Origin of the sequence: Ethanoligenens harbinense YUAN-3, assembly GCF_000178115.2 — a bacterium.
Lineage (GTDB): Bacteria > Bacillota > Clostridia > Oscillospirales > Ethanoligenentaceae > Ethanoligenens > Ethanoligenens harbinense.
Map to the genome: position 1 here is coordinate 2343817 of NC_014828.1, position 18061 is coordinate 2361877.

Annotated in this window: 18 protein-coding genes and 1 other RNA gene; 13 read left to right on the top strand and 6 right to left on the bottom strand. The window is 59.7% G+C overall.

From position 1 onward, the window contains the following. Window positions 1-145: 145 nt before the first annotated feature. On the bottom strand, window positions 146-1018 hold the full coding sequence (locus tag ETHHA_RS11075; RefSeq protein WP_013486058.1) for a UTP--glucose-1-phosphate uridylyltransferase: 873 nt from the start codon (window positions 1016-1018) through the stop codon (window positions 146-148). A gap of 230 nt (window positions 1019-1248) precedes the next feature. Between ETHHA_RS11075 and prfB the strand changes: the two genes are divergently transcribed. After that, a complete protein-coding gene (prfB, locus tag ETHHA_RS11080; protein ID WP_041686836.1) occupies window positions 1249-2373 on the top strand; it encodes a peptide chain release factor 2 in 1125 nt (374 codons plus the stop codon). 141 nt (window positions 2374-2514) lie between these two features. Further along, complete coding sequence (locus tag ETHHA_RS11085) at window positions 2515-2685, top strand: alpha/beta-type small acid-soluble spore protein (RefSeq protein WP_013486060.1); 171 nt, start codon at window positions 2515-2517, stop codon at window positions 2683-2685. 169 nt (window positions 2686-2854) lie between these two features. Here the strand turns inward: ETHHA_RS11085 and ETHHA_RS14700 are convergent, their stop codons facing one another. Next, window positions 2855-3241: a hypothetical protein gene (locus ETHHA_RS14700; RefSeq protein WP_013486061.1), complete on the bottom strand. Its 387-nt coding sequence runs from the start codon at window positions 3239-3241 to the stop codon at window positions 2855-2857. Window positions 3242-3286: 45 nt separating this feature from the next. Further along, window positions 3287-3730: a cell wall hydrolase gene (locus ETHHA_RS11095; protein ID WP_013486062.1), complete on the bottom strand. Its 444-nt coding sequence runs from the start codon at window positions 3728-3730 to the stop codon at window positions 3287-3289. A gap of 168 nt (window positions 3731-3898) precedes the next feature. On the opposite strand from ETHHA_RS11095, the gene ETHHA_RS11100 reads away from it, so the two are divergent. Continuing rightward, entirely contained in the window at window positions 3899-5161 is a 1263-nt protein-coding gene (locus ETHHA_RS11100; RefSeq protein WP_013486063.1) for an ammonium transporter, read from the top strand. A gap of 21 nt (window positions 5162-5182) precedes the next feature. After that, complete coding sequence (locus tag ETHHA_RS11105; RefSeq protein ID WP_013486064.1) at window positions 5183-5533, top strand: P-II family nitrogen regulator; 351 nt, start codon at window positions 5183-5185, stop codon at window positions 5531-5533. 74 nt (window positions 5534-5607) lie between these two features. On the opposite strand, the gene ETHHA_RS11110 is transcribed toward ETHHA_RS11105, so the two are convergent. Together ETHHA_RS11110 and ETHHA_RS11115 are read right to left on the bottom strand one after the other, a co-directional pair. Further along, a complete protein-coding gene (locus ETHHA_RS11110) occupies window positions 5608-7356 on the bottom strand; it encodes an ABC transporter ATP-binding protein (protein WP_013486065.1) in 1749 nt (582 codons plus the stop codon). Window positions 7357-7370: 14 nt separating this feature from the next. Further along, window positions 7371-9077 (bottom strand): ABC transporter ATP-binding protein, encoded by a 1707-nt coding sequence (locus tag ETHHA_RS11115; protein ID WP_013486066.1) that lies wholly within the window; start codon window positions 9075-9077, stop codon window positions 7371-7373. 118 nt (window positions 9078-9195) lie between these two features. On the opposite strand from ETHHA_RS11115, the gene ETHHA_RS11120 reads away from it, so the two are divergent. The 9 genes from ETHHA_RS11120 to ssrA all read left to right on the top strand — a co-directional run bounded on the left by ETHHA_RS11120 (window position 9196) and on the right by ssrA (window position 17099). Then, window positions 9196-10062, top strand: a complete 867-nt coding sequence (locus tag ETHHA_RS11120; RefSeq protein WP_013486067.1) for a LysR family transcriptional regulator — start codon at window positions 9196-9198, stop codon at window positions 10060-10062. Between the two features lie 294 nt (window positions 10063-10356). After that, a complete protein-coding gene (locus ETHHA_RS11125) occupies window positions 10357-10839 on the top strand; it encodes an Lrp/AsnC family transcriptional regulator (protein ID WP_013486068.1) in 483 nt (160 codons plus the stop codon). After that, entirely contained in the window at window positions 10833-12038 is a 1206-nt protein-coding gene (locus ETHHA_RS11130; protein ID WP_013486069.1) for an aminotransferase class I/II-fold pyridoxal phosphate-dependent enzyme, read from the top strand. Before ETHHA_RS11125 ends, ETHHA_RS11130 begins: the two co-directional genes overlap by 7 nt. Continuing rightward, a complete protein-coding gene (locus tag ETHHA_RS11135; protein WP_013486070.1) occupies window positions 12010-13149 on the top strand; it encodes a DUF362 domain-containing protein in 1140 nt (379 codons plus the stop codon). The genes ETHHA_RS11130 and ETHHA_RS11135 overlap by 29 nt, the downstream gene beginning before the upstream one ends. Next, a complete protein-coding gene (gene ispE / locus ETHHA_RS11140) occupies window positions 13149-14024 on the top strand; it encodes a 4-(cytidine 5'-diphospho)-2-C-methyl-D-erythritol kinase (RefSeq protein WP_013486071.1) in 876 nt (291 codons plus the stop codon). The genes ETHHA_RS11135 and ispE overlap by 1 nt, the downstream gene beginning before the upstream one ends. A gap of 384 nt (window positions 14025-14408) precedes the next feature. Beyond that, window positions 14409-15215 carry a class I SAM-dependent methyltransferase gene (locus ETHHA_RS11145; RefSeq protein ID WP_041686838.1) on the top strand — a complete coding sequence of 269 codons (807 nt, stop codon included), beginning with the start codon at window positions 14409-14411 and terminating at the stop codon, window positions 15213-15215. Between the two features lie 93 nt (window positions 15216-15308). Further along, window positions 15309-15773, top strand: a complete 465-nt coding sequence (smpB, locus tag ETHHA_RS11150) for an SsrA-binding protein SmpB (protein WP_013486073.1) — start codon at window positions 15309-15311, stop codon at window positions 15771-15773. A gap of 18 nt (window positions 15774-15791) precedes the next feature. Beyond that, entirely contained in the window at window positions 15792-16712 is a 921-nt protein-coding gene (locus ETHHA_RS11155; protein ID WP_013486074.1) for an alpha/beta hydrolase, read from the top strand. Window positions 16713-16719: 7 nt separating this feature from the next. Then, window positions 16720-17099, top strand: a transfer-messenger RNA (tmRNA) gene (gene ssrA / locus ETHHA_RS15275). Here the strand turns inward: ssrA and ETHHA_RS15645 are convergent. After that, window positions 17078-18043, bottom strand: coding sequence for a recombinase family protein (locus ETHHA_RS15645; protein WP_156793977.1), 966 nt, complete (start codon window positions 18041-18043; stop codon window positions 17078-17080). The genes ssrA and ETHHA_RS15645 overlap by 22 nt on opposite strands. Window positions 18044-18061 lie beyond the last annotated feature (18 nt).

The following is an 18061-nucleotide window of genomic DNA, read 5'->3' on the forward strand; positions in this document are numbered from 1 at the left end:
ATAAGCAGACAGGCCGCACAACAACGCAAGCGCCCCAAAAAGCGGAGCGCCCGCATGCATGTCCATGCGGGCGCCCTGAAAACCAAAGGCAATGAAACTCTTTGGGGTTGTCTGCTTCTTATGATCTGCCGATCTGCCGAAAAAATCAAATCGTCTGGGCCAGCTGCTTAATGTAGGCGCGGAAATCGTCCTTGATCTCGTCGTGGATGAGCGCCGCTTCCACCGAAGCCTTCATGATACCGAGCTTGCTGCCCATGTCGTACCGCACGCCTTCGTAATCAACGCCCACCATGCCTTTGGTGCGCGCGAGGGTACGCATGGCGTCGGTCAGCTGCAGTTCGCCGCCCGCACCCACCGGCGTTTCTTCCAAGATATCGAATATCTCCGGCGGCAGCACGCACCGCCCCAAAATGGAATAGAGGGACAGCACCTCGTCGGGGGTCTGCGGTTTTTCGACCATGTCGGTCACTTTGAACACACTGTCGTGCAGCGGCTCCACCGCCAGCGAGGAATACTTATGGATGTCGCTCTCCGGCACCTGCTTGATGCCCGCCACGCCCAGGCCGTATTGTTCATACGCAGCGGCAAGCTGGCCGATGGCCGGTTTTTTCCCGACGATCACATCGTCGCCATACAGGACGGCAAACGGTTCGTTGCCTACAAACGGGCGGGCGATCAGCACCGCGTGCCCCAGGCCGCGTGTCTCTTTCTGACGCATATAGGTGATCTCAGCCAGGTTGGCCACATCCAGCACGATCTGGAGTTTGTCCAGCTTGCCGGCCTCGGCCAGTTTCTGTTCCAGCTCGGGGCTGCGGTCGAAATGGTCTTCCATCACCGTTTTGTTGCGGTTGGTGATGATGAGGATTTCCTCGATGCCGGCGTTGACCGCCTCTTCTACAATATACTGGATAGCCGGCTTGTCTACCAGCGGAAGCATTTCTTTGGGGATGGCCTTGGATGCGGGAAGCACGCGCGTTCCCAGGCCCGCCGCCGGAATGATCGCCTTTTTGATTTTCATAACATGCCCTCCTAATATTGTACAACCCCGATTATAGCACAGCCCCCTGTGGAAGTATAGTTTCTGTAAGATTTCTTACAACCTTTTTACACTTTGTTCAAAACCTCCGCCGCCGCGGCGCCCGTGCTTTACAACACCGGTGAAACACGCTATACTATGACAGATAGTCTGCAGCCGTCCGATACGGCGCGGCATGGACGGAATGCATTTGGATACAGAGGATGGTTGGTTTGCTTCAATTTGAAGAATTGCGCCTGCGGCTGGAAAACATGCGCCCCGAGATCGACGATCTGGGCCGCGCCCTCGGGCTGGACGCCGCGCGCGCCGAAGTGCGGGAACTGGAAGAAAAGGCCGCCCAGCAGGATTTTTGGAACGATATCGAAAACTCGCAGAGCGTTTTGCAGAAAACGCGCCAGTTAAAAGATAAGATTGCCTCCTACGAGGCGCTGCGCCGGAAAACGGACGACACGCTGGCTCTGATCGAACTGGCCGACGAGGAAGAGGACCTCTCCGTGCTGGCGGAAGCGGCCGAAGCGGTGGACAGCGTGCGCGCGCAGATCGACACCATGCGCCTGGCCACGCTTCTCACCGGCGAATACGACGCCAAAAATGCCATTCTCACGTTCCACGCAGGTGCGGGCGGCACCGAGGCCCAGGACTGGGCGGAAATGCTCTACCGCATGTATACCCGCTGGGCCGAGCGGCACGGCTTCAACGTGCAGGTGCTCGACTACCTCGACGGTGAAGAGGCCGGCCTGAAAAGCGCCTCCGTGCTCATTGAGGGGCTCAACGCCTACGGCTACCTCAAATCGGAGATCGGCGTACACCGCCTGGTGCGCGTCTCGCCGTTTGACTCGTCCGGCAGACGACACACATCTTTCGCCTCGGTGGAGGTCATGCCCGAGATCGACGACAGCATCGAGGTGGATATCCGCCCCGAGGACATCAAGATGGATGTGTTCCGCAGCAGCGGCGCCGGCGGCCAGCACATCAACAAAACGTCCTCCGCCGTGCGGCTCACCCACCTGCCCACCGGCATTGTGGTGTCCTGCCAGAACGAGCGCAGCCAGCACCAGAACCGCGAAATGGCCATGCGCATGCTCAAATCCAAACTCGTCGAGATCAAGGAACGCGAGCATTACGATAAAATTGAAGACATTAAAGGTGTGCAGAAGGAGATCGCCTGGGGTTCCCAGATCCGCTCCTATGTCTTCATGCCCTACACGCTGGTGAAAGACCACCGCACAAGCTTTGAATCCGGCAACATCGGCGCGGTGATGGACGGCGATCTCGACGGCTTCATCAACGCCTACCTCAAAGCCGTGTCGCTCGGCCAGGTGGAAAGCAACAAGTAAAAATCATTTTTGCGATTTTTTGTTTTTTTCGGAAAGCGCGCAAAAAATTGCCGCGTGTATCCCGCGCGGCGCGGCGCAAACTAGAACTGCGCCGCAACCGCGGTGCAAAATCACTGAAAATGTGAACAGGGGGTCTTGGAAATGAGCAGGCACCCGATGATGAGCGAAAAACTCAAATATGAAATTGCCAAGGAGCTTGGCGTCGATCAGGTTGTCCGGCAAGAGGGCGGCTGGGGCTCGGTTTCCAGCCGTGACTGCGGCAACATGGTTCGAAAAGCCATCGAAATAGCGGAACGGCAAGTTTCAAAATAATTCCGCGGTTCAGATGCCGCGGGGAGGTCATCAGACAGGTAAAACCTGAACATCCCGGGATCTGAAAAGCCGCATGCCCAAATGGGCATGCGGCCCTGTTTTTCCATAAAAGGTTCCGGCTCCGCGCCGGATGACGCGAAACCGGAAGACAAGCGCCCGCCCCTCGGGTTCAGCCTTGGTATACACGCACAAGTTTGATGGAGAAGAAATCGCACACCAGCAGATTGCTTGTGCCGAATTCCCGAAGGGTGATGTAATTCGCCCCCACGTTCATCAGCGTGCCGGTACGGTCGGAAAGAGTACCGGTGCCGAACAGGAACTCCACCGTCACGCTCCGGCCGATAAAACTGCGCAGATACCCATTGAGAAACTGGGTGCTGTCCAGCACCGCCATGCCGCCCTGGCTGATACCGGCATTGTAGCCTGTGGTGACGCCCGTGGCCGCCGTTCCGGTCTGATAGGCAGCCGAGCTCGAGCCGCCTGTGTTGGCCATGCCGGCCGGTGTTTCGCAGGCGCAGTGCTGCTGTCCCGTGCCCGTTCCCAAATAATCGTTCATTGCAAAACGCTCCTTCTCGTTGTTGTGGACACTTTCCGCCATTGCCTATGTTTGGGCATACAGCGCAGTGGGCGAATAGAAACAATGGTCGCCGATATGTACATATAATTCGCCGGTGCCGTTGTATGGAAACTTGGCCGGGCAATCGGGCCTGAACGGATTGAAATACCACAGGCAGTCGCCCACGGCGCCCAGCGTGCCGCCGCCGATGGCCCAGTCGGCGATGTCGTAATGCACCTGCGTGGGACGCATGTTATACACGTTCTGCGGATTGTACTGGCCGCCCACCGTCTCTTCAAAGCAAGTGAACTGTCCGGGCTGCGACAGCACATTGCGCAGGCTCCCCTGGTTGACCCGCATGTATTCGCCGTAAGACACGTTCACCCGGTTCATAATGACGCTTGCCACAGCGCGCATCCCGTTGTCGCCTTCACCGCCCGCCTCACACTGGATCATCCGCGCGAACAATTCCCTTGTTGTCAGCGGCATGGCAACCCCTCCTTTTCATAAAGTGCGGTCCACAGGCAGTATATGAACCGGCCTGCATCTTTGTGCCGTATACGCATTGCTATTTAAGGACAATCATGCCATAATAGAAAGGCTCCTTACCGGAGATCATCTTTTTCCACAATTTCCATAAATATTAGGAGGGATTTTATGGGCAATATCAACTCCGGCGATATTGCGTGGATGCTTACATCATCCGCTCTGGTTCTGTTGATGACCCCCGGGCTGGCACTGTTTTACGGTGGCATGGTCAAGCGCAAAAACGTGCTCAACACCATGGCGTCATCCGCTTTTTGCATGGGGCTGGCGTCCATTCTGTGGGTGCTCATCGGTTTTTCGCTGTCGTTCAGCGGCGACATTGCGGGCATCATCGGCAACCTGCACTGGTTTGGCATGCAGGGCTTGGAAAGCGGCGCGGCGATGACCGCTTATGCGCCCACCACGGTCTGCTTCGCCATCTTTCAGATGATGTTCGCCATCATCACGCCTGCCCTCATCACCGGCGCGGTGGTGGAGCGGATGCGCTTTTCGGCGCTGTTCATCTTCATCGCGGTCTGGTCGGTCATTGTGTACTACCCGCTGGCGCACATGGTGTGGGGCGGAGGGTTTCTGTTTAAACTCGGCGCCATCGACTTCGCGGGCGGCGATGTGGTGCATATCAGCTCCGGCGTGAGCGCGCTCACCGCCGCGCTTGTGCTGGGCAAACGCAAGAACCTGGGCCGGGCGGCCTACCATCCGCACAACATCCCCTTTGTGTTCCTGGGCGCCATGCTGCTGTGGTTCGGCTGGTTCGGGTTCAACGCAGGCAGCGCGGGGGCTTCCAATACGCTGGCCGTCCACGCGTTCATCACCACCAACACCGCCTGCGCGGCCGCCCTGCTCTCGTGGATGTTTATTGAAAAAATCCGGAACAAGAAACCCACGCTGCTTGGCATGTCCACCGGCGCGGTCATAGGCCTGGTGTCCATCACGCCGGGCGCAGGTTTCGTGCCCATCTGGGCTTCCATTATCATCGGCGCGGCGGTCAGCCCCATCTGCTATTTCTTCGTCACCTATGTCAAGCCGAAATTCGGGTATGACGATTCGCTCGACGCCTTTGGCTGCCACGGCATCGGCGGCATCTGGGGCGGCATCGCCACCGGCCTGTTTGCCCTCAAGGGCTTCAACCCCGATCCCAAGCTGGACGCGGTGCGCTGGAACGGCCTGTTCTTCGGGCAGAGCGAACTGTTTGTGCGGCAGATGGCGGCCATCGGCATCACCATCGTCGTGGCGGTGGTGGGCACGCTCATTGCCCTCGGCGTCGCCAAACTGGCCGTCCGGAAGCTCCGGGTCTCCCCGCGTGACGAGGACGTGGGCCTGGACCAGTCGGAACACGGCGAAGCGGCCTACCCTTCCTTCAACGGCATGGACTGAGAATCAGCGGGAGGAAACGCCATGAAAAAAATCGAAGCCTTTATCCGGCCCGAAAAGCTGGAGGACATCAAGGTTATCCTGAAAAAGCTCGACCTCAACGGTATGAGCCTGTCGCAGGTAATGGGCTGCGGCAACCAGAAAGGGTGGAAAGAATTCATCCGCGGCGCGGAGGTGGATGTGAATTTCTTGCCTAAGATCAAGATCGAGGTCGTGGTACCGGACGAGCAGGTGGACACCGTAATCGACCATATCACCGAGACCGCCCGCACCGGCGAGGCCGGCGACGGCAAGATTTTTGTGTTCGATATCGCGGAGGCCGTGCGCATCCGCACCGGCGAACGCGGAAACGACGCCATCTGCCATACCAAATAGCACGTTTTATCTACCGCAGACAGGGCCGCCCCCAAAAAGGTGCGGCCCTGTCTTTTATGCCGGCTGCAGTCCGTTCAAAGCGTCTCCAGCCGGCTGGCGTACAGTCTGGCATACGCCCCGTTCTGCGCAAGCAGGCTTTCGTGGGTACCGGTCTCCACGATGTCGCCGTCCTCCATCACCAGAATGAGATCCGCGCCCTGCACGGTGGAAAGCCGGTGCGCAATGACAAAGCTGGTGCGCCCCGCGGTCAGCTCCTCCATAGCGCGCTGCACACGCAGCTCGGTGCGGGTGTCGATGGAGCTGGTCGCTTCGTCCAGGATGAACATCGGCGGGTCGGCCAGCATCACCCGCGCGATGGTGAGCAGTTGCTTCTGCCCCTGCGAAAGATCCTCGCCCATATCGGAGATATGGGTCCGGTAGCCGCCCGGCAGGCGGCCGATGAAGTCGTGCGCGCCCGCCTGCTTTGCCGCCGCAACAACCTCTTCATCCGTTGCGTCCGGCTTGGCATAGGCGATATTCTCACGGATGGTTCCGGAAAACAGCCAGGTGTCCTGCAGCACCATGCCGAAGCAGCGGCGCAGGTCGGCCCGCCTGAATGTGCGGATGTCGGCGCCTCCCAGCCGGATGGCGCCCCCATCCACGTCATAGAACCGCATGAGCAGGTTGACCAGCGTGGTTTTGCCCGCGCCGGTGCGCCCCACGATGGCGACGTTCTTTCCATACGGGATGGTCAGATCGAGATCCCGGATAAGCGGGCGCACAGGGTCGTAAGCAAAGCGCACATGGGCAAAAGCGATGTCGCCTTTTGCGTCGGGCGCGGGTGCGTCAACAGCGTCGGGCATTTCGTCCCGCAGGTCCAGCACGCGGAAAATGCGGCGCGCGCCCGCGGCGGCCGTCTGAATATAGGTCATAATGTTGGTAATATCGGAAAACGGCTTGGCAAACATGGTGGAAAAAATAAGAAAACTGGAGATGCCGCCAATGCTCAGATGCCCGCCGATGGCCAGCAAGCTGGCCGCCACCCCCACGACCGTGTAGGCGATGTTGTTGACCACCCGGGTGCCGGGGTTGCTCAGCGAAGAATAGAACTGCGCCTTCACGCCCACGCCGTAAAGTGTCCGGTTCATCTCCGAAAAGTGCTGGAACGACGGCTCCGCCAACCGGAATGCCTTCATTTCACGCCGCCCCTCAAAAATCTCCTCGGCAAAGCCGTTCATGCGGCCCACGATCTCGGCCTGATCGCGAAAATAGTTCTGCGCATTGCGGCCGATAAACCGCGCCAGCCAGACGGAAAGCGGCGCGAACAGCACCACCACCATGGTCATGGCCGGGCTGAGCGCCAGCATGAAAAACACCGCGCCCACGGTAGTGACCACGCCGCTCAGCGCCAGCGCCAGGCCCTGCAGCAGACCGTCGGAAACGGCGTCCACATCGTTGACAAAGCGGCTGACGGTGTCGCCGTGAGCGGTACGGTCAAAGAACGAGAGCGGCAGCGCAGAGAGTTTGCGGAACAGCCGCCTGCGAAAATCCCGCGCCGTGAGGTAAGAGATGCGGTTGGTTACCCTGCCGAGCAGCCACTGGAACAGCGCCGACACGCCATAGATCAGAACCAGCAGTGCGACATAGCCAAGCAGCCGGGTGAATGAGCGGTCACCGCGGAACATGCTGTCGATACCCACACCGATGATGGCCGGCGCCGCAAGCATGCCCAGCGCACTGATGACGGCAAACACGGCGGCCAGTATCCACATGCCTTTGCCGCCGCCCAATGTGCCGAGCGTTCGCAGCAGGATGTGTTCGTTCCCTGTTTTCTTTTTGTTCATCACATCCGCTCTCCTCAAGCCTGGGTAGCCAGGATGTCCCGGTAGGCGGGGCATCCCGTTTGCAGCGTTTCGTGCGTGCCAAATCCCGCCACGCGGCCGTTGTCCAGCACCAGAATCACGTCGGCGTCCCGGATGGCGGCGGCGCGCTGTGACACGAGGATGGTGGTGCGGCCCGCCCGCGCCCGGCGCAGGGCACCGCGCATATGCGCGTCGGTGCCGTAGTCGAGCGCGCTGGACGCGTCATCGAGAATGAGGATGTCCGCGTCGGCCAGCACGGCGCGCGCCACCCCGATGCGCTGGCGCTGCCCGCCCGAAAGGTTGGCACCGCCGCGTTCCACCCGCGATGCATATTCCTGCGGCATCTTTTCGATAAATTCCACCGCCTGCGCGATTTCGGCGGCTGCTTTCACCTGGGTATCGGTCGCGCCCCGCCTGGCCATCCGGATGTTTTCCGCAATGGTGCCGGTGAGCAGCACCGTCCTTTGCGGCGCGATGCAGACCAGATTGCGCAGCGCATCGTCTGGCAGTTTTTGGATGGGCACGCCGCCCAGGCGGATCTCCCCGCCCGTCGTGTCATAAAACCGCGCGATCAGGCTCACCAGCGTACTCTTGCCCGACCCGGTGCCCCCGATGATGCCCACCGTCTGCCCACACAGTACGCGCAGATTGATGTCCTCCAGCGCCTTGCCCCCGCCGTAACTGAAATCCACATGTACAAGCTCCACGGCGGGCGCGTCCGCATCCGGTTCCGGCACGGGGCCTTCCGCCTGTTCCATATCGGGCTGCACGGCAAACAGCTCCGCCACCCGGCGGCCCGAAGCCGCGCAGCGCGTGAACAGGATGATGAGGTTGGAAAGCGCCACCATGGCAATAAGAATATAGGTGATGTAATTGACAAACGCGATGATTTCCCCCTTCATCAGCGTACCCTGCCCGATCATCCGGCCGCCGAACCACAGCACGAACAAAATGGCGGCGTCCACCACCAGCGTAGTGAGCGGATTGAGCAGCGCGGAGATGCGTCCCAGCCGCAGCGCGGTGGCCGTCAGGCTGTCGTTGGAATCCGCGAAGCGGCGCTTCTCCTGCGGCACCTTGGCAAACGCCCGGATGACCCGCACACCGGCGAGGTTCTCCCGCACCACCACGGCCAGATGGTCCAGCCCTTTCTGATACGCGCGGTAGAGCGGCGTGGAATATTTGGTGAACAGATACAGAAGCAGCGCAAAGATCGGCGTGGCGCAGATCACAATGAGCGCAAGCTGCCGGTTGAGAATGAGCGCCATCACGATGGCGCCGATGCAGATGAACGGCGCGCGCACCAGCAGGCGGATGGCCATGGCCGCGCCGGTCTGGAGGGTGGTGACATCGTTGGTCAGGCGGTTAGTGAGCGTTTCCGTGCCAAACGCATCCATCTGCCGCATACTGAGCGACGAGATATGTTTGAACAAATCGTTTCGCAGCACCGTGCCGAACCCCTGCGACGCGCGCGCGGCGAAAAACTGGCAGGTGAAGGCGCTCGCGCAGCCCAGCACCGCCATGCCCGCCATCAGCAGGCCGATATGCCACACATAGGCGCGGTCGTGCCGGGCAACGCCGTTGTTGACCATCAGGGCCATCAGCGTGGGCAGCAGCAGTTCAAAAATGGCCTCCAGCAGCTTGAACAGCGGGCCGAGGATACATTCCCTGCGGTAGGGCCTAAGGTAGCGTGCAAGTTTCCACATGATACGGGCTCATCTCCATCATCTTGATTGGCTTCATCCAGAATACCACATTTCTTGACATACGAAAAATATGCTTTTAGAATGATACCCATATGAAAACGATATGGAGGTAAATGCAATGGATCTGCGGCAGCTGCGATATTTCCTTGCCATTGCGGAAGAAGGCGGCATTTCCCCCGCAGCCAGGCGGCTGCACATGGCGCAGCCGCCCCTCAGCCAGCAGCTCAGGCAGTTGGAGGAGGAACTGGGCGTGCGGCTGGCGGAGCGCGGCAACCGCGCCATCCGGCTGACGGACGCGGGCGAGATTTTGAAAAACCGCGCGGAACAGATTTTGGCGATGGCAGATTCGGCCCGGCGTGAGATACAGGATTACAAGGCCGGGCTGACGGGCACGCTGGTGCTGGGCGCGGTGTCGTCCTCCGGCCTGCCGGACGCGCACATCAACGCGTTTCACGAGCGGTATCCGGACGTGCTGTTCGAACTGCACGAGGGCAATACGTTCCAGATTCTGGACTATCTGAAAGGCGGGCGTATTGAGCTGGGCATCGTGCGCACACCGTTCAACAGCACCCATCTGGACTGCCGGTATGCCGAGCCGGAACCGATGATGGCCGCGTTCGCGGGGGAAGACCCGTTTCCCGGGCGGGAGCAGGTGTCGGTCGCCGATCTGCGCGGCCGGCGGCTCATTCTCTACCGGCGGTTCGAGCAGCTGGTGCGCGAGACGTGCGGCGAGGCAGGCTTTGCGCCGCTGGTCTGCTGCACCAGCGACGACGCGCGCACCGCCATCAACTGGGCACGGGCGGGATACGGCATCGGTATCGTGCCACACTCGGCCCTTGCGCGGGAAAGCGGCCTTTCCGGAAAGCCCATCGCGCACGGGCGTCTGCGCACGCAGATGGTGCTCATCCGCCTGAAAGGGCGCTATCTTTCCACCGCCGCCCGCCGTTTTTTCGAGCTGGCGGAACCCACGTTCAGACATCTGTAAAAAATGCGGGCCGAACCTGTTTCAGGCTGTGCGCCTATCGGTGCGTCTAATCCCGCCTGAACTTAAGGCCGCCCGTTCAGGCTGTATGCCTGTGATTTCGAATTGCGCTTCTTTGAGCTTGAAAGCGGGCCGTGTCCGCCCGCCGTTGCAATCGCATCTGGTTTGGGGTATAATGGCGGGAGATTGCAAGGGTGCAAACACATCCGGGCCGTGCGGCTTTTTAGCGCCGCGGCTTTTTCTTTTTGCGTGTAAACCGGGAATATCGACTGCCTTTTTTGTAAGGAGCAAAGCGGAATGGATAAGATTTTGTCGCTGCTGGAGAAAAACGCCCGCCTTTCCAACGAGCAGATCGCGGCCATGCTGGGCCTGCCTGTAAAGGAAGTGACCGCGACCATCGCGCGGTATGAGCAGGAAGGCATCATCAAGGGCTACCGGGCGCTGGTGGATTGGGACAAGGTGGACAAAGACCACATCACGGCGTTCATTGAGGTAAAAGTGAGCCCGCAGCGCGATTTCGGCTTTGAGCAGATGGCGGAGCGCGTGATGCAGTTCGAGGAAGTCGAAAGCGTCTACCTCATGTCCGGCGGGTTCGACCTGGCGGTCACGGTGCGGGGCCGCTCGTTCAAGGACGTGGCGCTGTTTGTGGCGGAGCGCCTTGCGCCACTGGACAACGTGCTCTCCTGCGCCACCCATTTCATGCTGCGCAAATATAAGGACAACGGCGTGCCGTTCGGTGCGGAGGAACCCGACGAAAGGGGGAAGATTTCGCTGTGTTAGATTATCGTTCCATCCTTTCCAAAAAAGCGCTGGACATCCGCCCCTCCGGCATCCGCAAGTTCTTCGATCTGGTGCAGGAGATGGACAACGTCATCTCGCTGGGCGTGGGCGAACCGGATTTCGTCACGCCGTGGCACATCCGCAGCGCGGGCGTCTACTCGCTGGAAAAAGGGCGCACCCACTATACATCCAACGACGGGCTGATGGAGCTGCGGCAGGAAATCTGCCGCTACCTCAGTCGCCGCTTCCGGTTGGAATACAGCCCCAAGCACGAGACCATCGTCACCGTGGGCGGCAGCGAAGCCATCGACCTGTGCATTCGCGCGCTGGTGGAGCCGGGCGACGAGGTCATCATCCCCGAACCAAGCTTTGTCTGCTACCATCCGCTCACGTTGATGGCGGGCGGCGTGCCGGTTCGCATCCGCACGCAGGCCAAAGACCAGTTCAAGCTCACGGCGGACGCGCTGCGCGCCGCCATCACGCCGCGCACCAAGCTGCTGGTGCTGCCGTTCCCCAACAATCCCACCGGCGCCGTGCTCGACCGCGACGATCTGGAAGCCATCGCCGCCGTACTGCGGGATACCAACATTTTTGTGCTTTCGGATGAGATCTACGGTGAACTGACCTACGGGGAAAAGCATGTTTCCATCGCGGAGCTGGACGGCATGCGCGAACGGACCGTGCTGGTGGGCGGGTTCTCCAAAGCCTACGCCATGACCGGCTGGCGGCTGGGCTATGCCTGCGGGCCGGACGAAGTGTTGGCCTGCATGCACAAGATTCATCAATTTGCCATCATGTGCGCCCCCACCGCCAGCCAGTATGCAGCGGTAGAGGCCCTGCGCAACGGCGACGAGGACATCGCCCGCATGGTGGACGAATACGACCTGCGCCGCCGCTTTATTGTGGACGCTCTCAACCGCGCGGGCCTGCCCTGCTTCGAGCCGCGCGGGGCGTTCTACGTCTTCCCGTCCATCACAGCCTCGGGGCTTTCATCCGAGCAGTTCTGCGAGCGGCTTCTGTTCGAGAAACAGGTGGCCGTGGTGCCCGGCACCGCGTTCGGCGAGAGCGGCGAAGGCTTCGTGCGCATCTCCTACAGCTATTCCATCAAACATATCACCCAGGCGGTGGCCCGCATCGCCGACTTTATGGAGAACATCCGGGAGGCCAACCATGGAGAGAGTGTCGCTGCTCACCTGTAAGGACTACAACCCGTCTGCGCTCGATGCGGTCATCGAGCGCCACTTCCACGCGCTCGACCCGCACGATTTCCTCATCAAACCGGGCATGAAGGTGCTCATCAAGCCCAATCTGCTGATGCGCCGCACACCGGATGAAGCCACCACCACCCATCCTGCATTTGTGGCCGCGCTGGTGCGCGCCGTCAAAAAGCGAGGTGGCGTCGTCACCATCGCCGACAGCCCCGGCGGCCCTTATACCCGCGCGGCGTTGCGGGGCATCTATGCCGCCACCGGCATGGCGGAGGCGGCGGAAAAAGAGGGCGCGGCGCTCAACGAGACGACCGACGCGGTGGAACGCGTGAATGAAAACGGACAGCGCTGCCGCTCGTTTCAGATCATCCGTCCCGTAGCCGAAGCGGATGTCGTCATCTCGGCCGCCAAACTCAAAACCCATGCGATGACCGGCTTTTCCGGCGCGGTGAAAAACCTGTTCGGCACCATTCCCGGCCTGATGAAGCCCGAGTTCCACTACCGGTTCCCGGACAAGAAAGACTTCGGGCACATGCTGGTGGATTTGTGCGAAACGGTGCGGCCCACCTTCGCGTTCATCGACGGCATCGTGGGCATGGAAGGCAACGGCCCGTCGGGCGGCAAACCGAAAGCGGCGGGCATCACCGGCGCGGCGCTTAACGCCCATGCGCTCGATCTGGTCATGGCGCGCATCATCGGGTTCTCCGCCGAAGAAGTGCCCACGCTGGCGGCCGCCATCAAACGCAGCCTCTGCCCCGCCGAGATCGGCGCGCTCGAGATTGTGGGCGAACGGGCGGAAACCCTGCTCACGCTGTTTGAAAAACCGGATTCCGCTTCGCTGGATTTCATGGAAAATATCCGGGTACCTGCGTTTTTGCGCAAGCCGCTGAAAAAGCTGCTCACTCCGCGCCCCGTGATTGTGCGGAGCAAATGCATCGGCTGCGGCAAATGTGCCGAGAGCTGCCCGCGCCATGTCATCCGCATCGAGCAGAAAAAGGCGCACATCGCCTACACCGATTGCATCCGCTGCTTCTGTTGCCATGAGATGTGCCCGGTGAAAGCGATCGACATCCACACATTTGCGCTGTTTGGGAGCCGGTGATGAAACAAATCGTCTTACAGGCCAGCGCCAAAATCAACCTGTCGCTGGATATCACCGGGCGGCGTGCGGACGGCTACCATGAGCTGGACACCGTAATGCAGTCCGTTTCGCTGGCGGATACGGTGGAACTGTCCAAAACGGCCGACGGGACCATATCCGTGCGCTGCGACGACACATCCATCCCGCAGGGCGGGGACAACATCGCCCACCGCGCCGCGCTGGCTTATTTTGACGCGGCGGGCCTGCCGGCGCAGAGCGTGTCGGTCTTCATCCGCAAGCGCATTCCCTCGCAGGCGGGACTGGGAGGCGGCAGCGCGGACGCGGCCGCCGTGCTGCACGGCTTGTGCGCGCTCTTTTCCCCCCTGCCCGAAGACGCGCTGCTGCGGGCAGGCGCATCGGCAGGGGCGGACGTACCGTTTTGCCTGACGGGCGGCACCCTGCGCGCGCGGGGTATCGGCGAACTTCTGTCCCCCGTACCCGTGCTGCCGGCCTGCTCCATGCTGATCGTCAAACCGCCCATCGGCATGTCCACCGCCGCCGCCTACGCCGCCTATGACCACCTGCCCACAGGATGCCCGCCGCGCACCGGCGCGCTCCTTACCGCACTGGAAGACGGCAGTCTGGATGCTATCGGCGCGGCGCTGGACAATGCGTTTGCCAATGCCAGCCCGCTGCCCGCCGTGGAATCCATCCGCCGCACCCTGCGCGCCGCCGGGGCCGTCGGTGCCTGCATGAGCGGAAGCGGCACGGCCGTGTTCGGGCTGTTCGCCGATGAGCACACCGCACGCCACTGTGCCGGAACGTTTGACGGCACCGGGGTCGCCTGTTTCCTCTGCCACCCTGTCTCCACGGGGTGTATACCCGTATCTGCTTAAATCGCGGTGTTTTTTAACAGCATGTTCACAGCATATTCATAAACCTGTTTTACTATATAAGCATCTTCTTTCATCTTTTCCTCCTCTCCTTTTTCTGATCTGACTTATCTTGGGGCCCCGGTCATTCCGGGGTTTTTTTATGCCCGGATGCGGCACGGGCCGGTCTGTTTCTTTACACCCGATTCACAGGCCGTTCACACCTGCGCCGTATACTAAGGCCATGCTTTTTCATTCTTCCTCTCCTCTTTTCTTTATAGATCATCTGTTCTCATTTTCCCCCCGGCCTGCGCCGGGGATTTTTTCTGTCGTTTCCCCCGCTTGCAATTTGAGCAAAACACCCTTATTCTTTTATGGAAAACGGTTGATATACGATACAAAGGAGCCATGATGGATAAAGCACACCAAAATGCCAATCGCTTCTCGAACTTTGCCGGTCTTTACGACCGGGTGCGCCCTGCCCTGCCACCGGACGCACGCGCCATCCTGCTGCAATATCTCGGGCACCGGCCGACGACTCTGGTGGATATCGGCTGCGGCACCGGCCTGTCCACCGCAGCTTGGGCCGACTATGCCGATGCGGTCGTAGGGGTGGAACCAAGCGCCGACATGCTCGCACGCGCGCGCGCACGCACAGCGGGGCAGCCGTCCATCCGCTTTGTGCAGGCTTATTCGGATGCCACCGGCCTGCCGGACGAGAGTGTGGACCTTGTGACCTGCTCCCAGTCTTTCCACTGGATGAACCCGGAGAAAACCATTCCGGAGATCGCGCGCATCCTCAAAACGGACGGCGTGTTCGCCGCGTTCGACTGCGACTGGCCGCCCGTCTGCAACTGGAAAGCCGAGCAGGCCTACGAGAAACTGTTTTTCTTTCTGCACCGCATGCAGGCGGAAAACCCAAAAACCCAAGGGCACTATACGCACTGGGACAAAAGCAAGCACCTTGAAAACCTGCAAAACAGCGGAACATTCCGCTATGCGCGCGAGGTGCTGTTCTCACAGACGGAAGAAACAGACGCTGAACGGTTCCTTGGTCTGGCGCTCAGCCAAGGCGATCTTCAGCACCTGCTGGAAACCGGTGTGGAAGAGGCACGGACACTTTACACCGCTTTTGAAGAAAAGGTCCGCACCGCCATGGGGAAAAAACGTGTCGCCATCCGTTTTTGTTATCGAATGCGGCTGGCAGTCAAATAACGGAAGTGGTTTCCTACTGAGAAACACTTGCAAATCCGTCCGTTTTGGTATACAATATGGGTTACCCTACGGAACAGATGAGGCGGAGCAGGCATGGCGCGAGTGGAGAAACGCAGCGTTTCCAAAAACAAAAAAGCGTGGCACGATTATTTTGTGCAGGAGGCGTTTGAAGCGGGCGTCGAGTTGTTCGGCACCGAGGTCAAATCGGTTCGGGCCGGTCGGGTCAACCTCAAGGACGCCTGGTGCGACATCGACAACGGCGAGCTGTTCGTCCGCGGCATGCACATCAGCCCTTATGAAAAGGGAAACATTTTCAACCGCGACCCCCTGCGCCGCCGGCGGCTGCTCATGCACAAACGTGAGATCATGCGTCTGTTTGGCCAGCTCAAGCAGCAGGGGCTCACACTGGTTCCGCTGGAGGTCTATTTCAAAGGGCCGCTGGTCAAGATCGAGATCGGGCTCTGCAAGGGCAAAAAACTGTATGACAAGCGCGCCGACATCGCCAAGCGCGACGCATCGCGCGAGATCGACCGCGCCATCAAAGAGCGCAACCGCTAACCGGCAGGAGGGAACCGCATGCAATATGAAATCATCCGATTGCGTGAAGTCTTCCCTGTGTTGGCGGCGGAACCGCTGGATGATTTGCGCATACAGCGGGAGGCATACAGCCTGCAGGCCGGCCTGACCGGCAGCCGGGCCGCCTACCGCGAGCCGACGCTCACCGCCTACTGCCCGGACAATGCCGAGGAACTCGGCCCGAACCACACGCGGCCTTCCGTACTGATCTGCCCGGGCGGCAGCTATCAGTTCGTTTCGTTTCGGGAAGCGGAACCGGTTGCTCTGGCATTCATGGCACACGGATACAACGCTTTTGTACTGAATTATTCCGTGGCGCCGATACGCTGGCCGACTGCCCTGCTGGAACTGGCGGCGGGCGTGGCTCTGCTTCGTAAGCGCGCCGCGCAGTTTCATGTGGACAAGGGTGCACTGAGCGTGGCAGGGTTTTCCGCCGGGGGACATCTGGCCGCCTGTCTGGGCACATTTTGGCGACAGCACTGGCTGTCTGCGCAGCTTGGCCTGCATCCGGACGACATCCGCCCAAACGCGCTCATTCTATCCTATCCGGTCATTTCCTTCACACAGTTCGCACACGCGAAATCCTGTGCAAGCCTTTTGAGCGATGATGCGGAAGACGCGCAAAAAAAACGTCTTTCTCTGGAAAACCAGGTGACACCGGACACACCGCCCACTTTCCTGTGGCACACTGCCGCCGACCAATCGGTCCCGGTCGAAAATTCCCTGTTGTTTGCAGGTGCTCTGCGAAAACACCATGTGCCGCTTGAACTGCACATCTATCCCGAAGGTGGACATGGCCTGTCACTGGCTACCACGGAAACCGCGCGGGGAGATCCAACACGCATCGATCCGCATTGTGCCACTTGGTTTGCCCTTTGCGACCAATGGCTGCACCTGATGTTCCTTTCACATTTTTTATAATCAACATGGGGGCGTAAAGGTTTCGACGGGGGTACGGAAACAAAGTAAGCGAGCAGCGGTGCGGTACCGCTATAAACCTCCGCATGCATTTTAAATGCGAAAGATAATGTTATCCGCGTCAACTTCGGTCGTTCCGAGGAGGCGCTTGCTGCTTAATTAAAGCAGCACGTTCAGCCTGAGAGTACCGCGGCCTAGGATCTGAACGTCATTTAGCGGTGAACGCATCCGTCAGTTGCCCTTGCAGCGGATGTGTATTTAAGGGCTGCCAATGCGCATAGCCTGCCGTTTGGGGATGCACTGCGGGACTATTTAAATAAGCGGCTGCGCTCGGAGAAAACTTTGTGAATGTGCTTTCGGACAGGGGTTCAACTCCCCTCGCCTCCACCAACTTTAACACTGTCCACTGTTAGGACTGTGTCAAAATGATCGTCGTACACTTCGACCCGCTTTACAAAAGCATCGACAAGGTCCTGTAAGGACGCTGTATCTGCATGTTCAAGGCTTTTCTGCCTGGCATGCAGATATTTTTTTATCTCCTCTTTGCCGCCGTCCCCCGCATCCAACTGCTCGTAAACCACGATCTGCTTGTCCAGTGCGTCCGCTTCGTCCTGCATTGGGTTGACTTTGGCCTTGAGGGTATCTTTGTCTATGCCGTCCTCAAGGTACAAATCCAGCAGCTTGCTGATTTTCGCCTTGAGTTCTGCCGACCGCTTTTTCAGTTCCGGAAGTGCGACACCTCGCTGCCGTTCCTGCTTTTGCTTTTCGGTCACAACGATATTAGCTATATTCTCGATCTGATCGTCTGTAAGCAGCTTGTCCCGTATCTGATCGAGCACATACTGCTCAATGGCGGTCTGGCGGATTGCTTTGCCGGTGCACTTCTTTTGCCGGGCGTTCGTGCACTGGTACTGGTAGTACCGCTTGCCGCCCCGGCCGCCGACATACCCGGCCCCGACATATGGCGCGCCGCACTCCCCGCAAAAAATCTTGCCGCTCAAAATATACACGCGGTCATTTGATTGCCTTGGCATACGCTTTCTCCCTTCCAGTATGGCTTGCACTCTGAACCAGGTGTCCTTGTCGATGACAGCCGGCAGCGCACCGTCTATGCGCGTGATCTGGTCATCTGGTTTATACTGCCGGTTCGATCCTTTTTTCAGCCGCTTGTTGAAGACGTATCGGCCTATGTATTTTTCATTTCGTAATATTTCCGCGATGGAGTTTTTGCCGAAGGTCTGCCCCCGTTTCGTCTTTCTCCCCTCGGCGTTGAGCTGGTCAATGATGAGGCCATACCCATAGCCCCGCGCGTATAGGGCAAATATGCGCTGCACAGTGACCGCCTCTGCCTC